General features: G+C 63.3%; 3 protein-coding genes. 2 read left to right on the top strand and 1 reads right to left on the bottom strand.

The annotated features are described in order from the left end of the window. Together VJS90_RS03690 and rarD are read left to right on the top strand one after the other, a co-directional pair. The coding region (locus VJS90_RS03690; protein WP_324119221.1) for an EAL domain-containing protein at positions 1-244 on the top strand (244 nt) is incomplete at its 5' end. Between the two features lie 33 nt (positions 245-277). Further along, positions 278-1,165 (top strand): EamA family transporter RarD, encoded by an 888-nt coding sequence (gene rarD / locus VJS90_RS03685; protein ID WP_324119219.1) that lies wholly within the window; start codon positions 278-280, stop codon positions 1,163-1,165. Here the strand turns inward: rarD and VJS90_RS03680 are convergent. Continuing rightward, positions 1,128-2,699 (bottom strand): TerC family protein, encoded by a 1,572-nt coding sequence (locus tag VJS90_RS03680; protein WP_324119217.1) that lies wholly within the window; start codon positions 2,697-2,699, stop codon positions 1,128-1,130. The two genes, rarD and VJS90_RS03680, sit on opposite strands and share 38 nt — an antisense overlap. Positions 2,700-3,041 lie beyond the last annotated feature (342 nt).

The raw sequence follows: 3,041 nt of genomic DNA, 5'->3' as shown, positions 1-3,041 counted from the left end.
CCTGTCCCAACACATCCTCGAGAGCATCATCGAGCTGTCGGCCAAGCTTGAGCTGGGCATCGTCGCCGAAGGGGTGGAAACCCTGGTGCAGCGCGATTACCTGGCCCATCATGGCGTGGATTTCCAGCAAGGCTACCTGTTTGCCCGGCCCATGAGCAGCGAAGCGTTGCTCAAGGCACTGGTCGCGCAGCCCGGCGGTTCGAGGTTGCCCAAGGTGGCGCCCCCTGAGATCATGCGCGGTTGATCGCTCCGCTCAACTCCTGCAACCGAGGCATACGTGTCAAAAGGCATTCTTTCATCAGTCACGGCGTCCTGCCTGTTCGCCGTGATGTACTTCTATACCTCCCTGCTCACGCCGCTCGATGGCGAGGAAATCTTCGGCTGGCGGACCTTGCTGACCTTGCCCTGCCTGACGGTATTCATGCTGCTGAGCAAGGACTGGCCCCTGGTCGGCCAGCTGCTGCGGCGCGTCCGGCAAACGCCGGTGCTGCTGCTGGGCATGATCGGCACCTCGTGGTTGCTGGGCGTGCAGCTGTGGCTGTTTCTCTGGGCGCCGCTGCATGGGCGCAGTCTTGAAGTATCGCTGGGCTATTTTCTGCTGCCGCTGACCATGGTGCTGACTGGCCGGCTGGTCTACGGCGAACGCCTGTCCTACCTGCAGAAAGTGGCGGTGCTGTGCGCCGCCTGCGGCGTCGGCCACGAGCTCTACCAGCACGGCAGCTTCGCCTGGGAAACCGTGGTGGTGGCCACCGGTTATCCGATGTACTTCGTGCTGCGCCGCAAGTGCCGCAACGAAAACCTTGGCGGCCTGTGGAGCGACATGTTTCTGTTGCTGCCAACGGCCCTGTACTTTGTCATCACAGGGCCATTGTCTGCCGCCGACATGACCGCCCACCCGGCGCTCTACGGGCTGATCCCGATGCTAGGTGTAATCAGCGCACTGGCACTGATCAGCTATGTGCTGGCCAGCCGCCTGCTGCCCTTCAGCCTGTTCGGCCTGCTCAGCTACGTCGAGCCGGTGTTGCTGGTCGGCGTGGCCCTGCTGCTGGGCCAGACCATCGCCGCGGACCAGTGGCTGACGTACCTGCCGATCTGGGCCGCGGTGGTGGTGCTGATCGTCGAAGGGTTCAAGCACCTGCTGCGCCAGCGTCGCAAGCCGGTGTAAGGCGCACCTGGCGCACCCGGCGCTCCTCCACCGCCACCACGGTCATCTGCCAGCCGTTCCAGGCGAGGCTGTCGCCGACCACCGGCAGGCGGTCGAGCAGGCTCATCACCAGGCCCGCGAGGGTCTGGTAGTCCTCGGTGGCACGGGCGGCAAAACCGGTCTGGGCCTGCACCTGGCTGAGGTTGAGCGCCCCATTGACGACAAAGCCATCGGCGTCCTCGACAATACCTGGCCCCTCAACCTCGCTGGCATCGGGCAATTCACCGGCAATCGACTCGAGCACGTCGGTCATGGTCAGCACGCCGGTGAAATCACCAAACTCGTTGACCACGAAAGCGATGTGCGTCGACTGCGCGCGCATCTGCTCAAGGGCATTGAGGACGCTGAAGCTCTCCAGCAGGTTCAACGGCGCCCGGGCGAGGTTGGCCAGGTCCGGCGTACGGCCGGCCAGCAGCTCATGCAGCAGTTCCTTCTTGTGCACGAAGCCCAGCGGCTCGTCGATACGGCCGTCGCGGATCAGCGGCAGGCGTGAGTACGGCGAGTTCACCAAGGCCTGGGCGATCTCTTCCGGGTTCTGGTTGAGTTCGATGGCATCGATTTCGGTGCGCACCGTCATCACCGTGCGCACGGGCCGCTCGGCCAGGTTCAGCACACCGCTGATCATCACCCGCTCACGGCGGTCGAACAGGACCTGCTCCTCGCTGCCCTCGATCATGTCGGCGATCTCCTCGCCCACCTCGTCGGCCTCGACCCGGCGGCCGCCCAGCAGGCGCAGCACGGCATGCGCCGTGCGCTCGCGCAGCGGCCGGTGCTGTTGCACGCTGCGCTTGCGACGGGCGCGCGCCAGCTGGTTGAACAGTTCGATCAGGATCGAGAAGCCGATCGCCGCGTACAGGTAGCCTTTGGGGATATGGAAGCCCAGGCCCTCGGCGGTCAGGCTGAAGCCGATCATCATCAGGAAGCCCAGGCACAGCATGATCACCGTCGGGTGGGCATTGACGAAGCGGGTCAGCGGCTTGCTGGCCACGATCATGATGCCCATCGAGAAGATCACCGCGATCATCATCACCGCCAGGTGCTCGACCATGCCCACAGCCGTGATCACGGCGTCCAGCGAGAACACCGCATCGACCACGACTATCTGCGCGACGATCGGCCAGAACGCCGAATGGCGGACCGGGCCGCTAGCCTGGGTGACATGCCCTTCAAGGCGCTCGTGCAGTTCCATGGTGGCCTTGAACAGCAAGAACACGCCACCGAACAGCATGATCAGGTCACGTCCCGAGAAGCTCTTGTCGAACACCTCGAACAGCGGCGCCGTCAACGTTACCATCCACGAAATACTGGCCAGCAGGCCCAGGCGCATGATCATCGCCATGGAAAGGCCGATCACCCGCGCGCGGTCGCGCTGATGGGGCGGTAGCTTGTCGGCCAGAATGGCAATGAACACCAGGTTGTCGATACCCAGCACCAGTTCGAGCACGATCAGCGTGGCAAGGCCCAGCCAGGCCGTGGGGTCGGCTAGCCATTCCATGGGCGGGTACTCATGCGGGAGACGTCACAAGGACGCGGGGAGGATGACCGGGATGGCCAGCAACTGGGGGGCTCCGAGAAGGTGCTCATATCTGCCTGATGTCAATTTGGGATTAAGATCCTACTAGCGAAGCAGACTTTTCTTACAGCGGGAAAGTATTACAAGACCTGTCTCAGGAAATTTTCCCGCATGCCGCCGCCTCCCGAGACGGCAGCGGCGTGGCAATGAGTGCGTGCGAATGACTCAAAGCTTCCAGTCCAGGCTCACCATCAAGGTGCGCGGCTCGCCGTTGTATACCCCGTTATAGAACCCGACATTGTTGTAGTAATGCTCGTCGAACAG

This window comes from Pseudomonas sp. (genome assembly GCF_035277045.1).
In the GTDB taxonomy this organism is placed as follows: domain Bacteria; phylum Pseudomonadota; class Gammaproteobacteria; order Pseudomonadales; family Pseudomonadaceae; genus Aquipseudomonas.
Note: the sequence above shows the minus strand (reverse complement) of the source record. Positions and strands in the feature narration are given on the sequence as shown.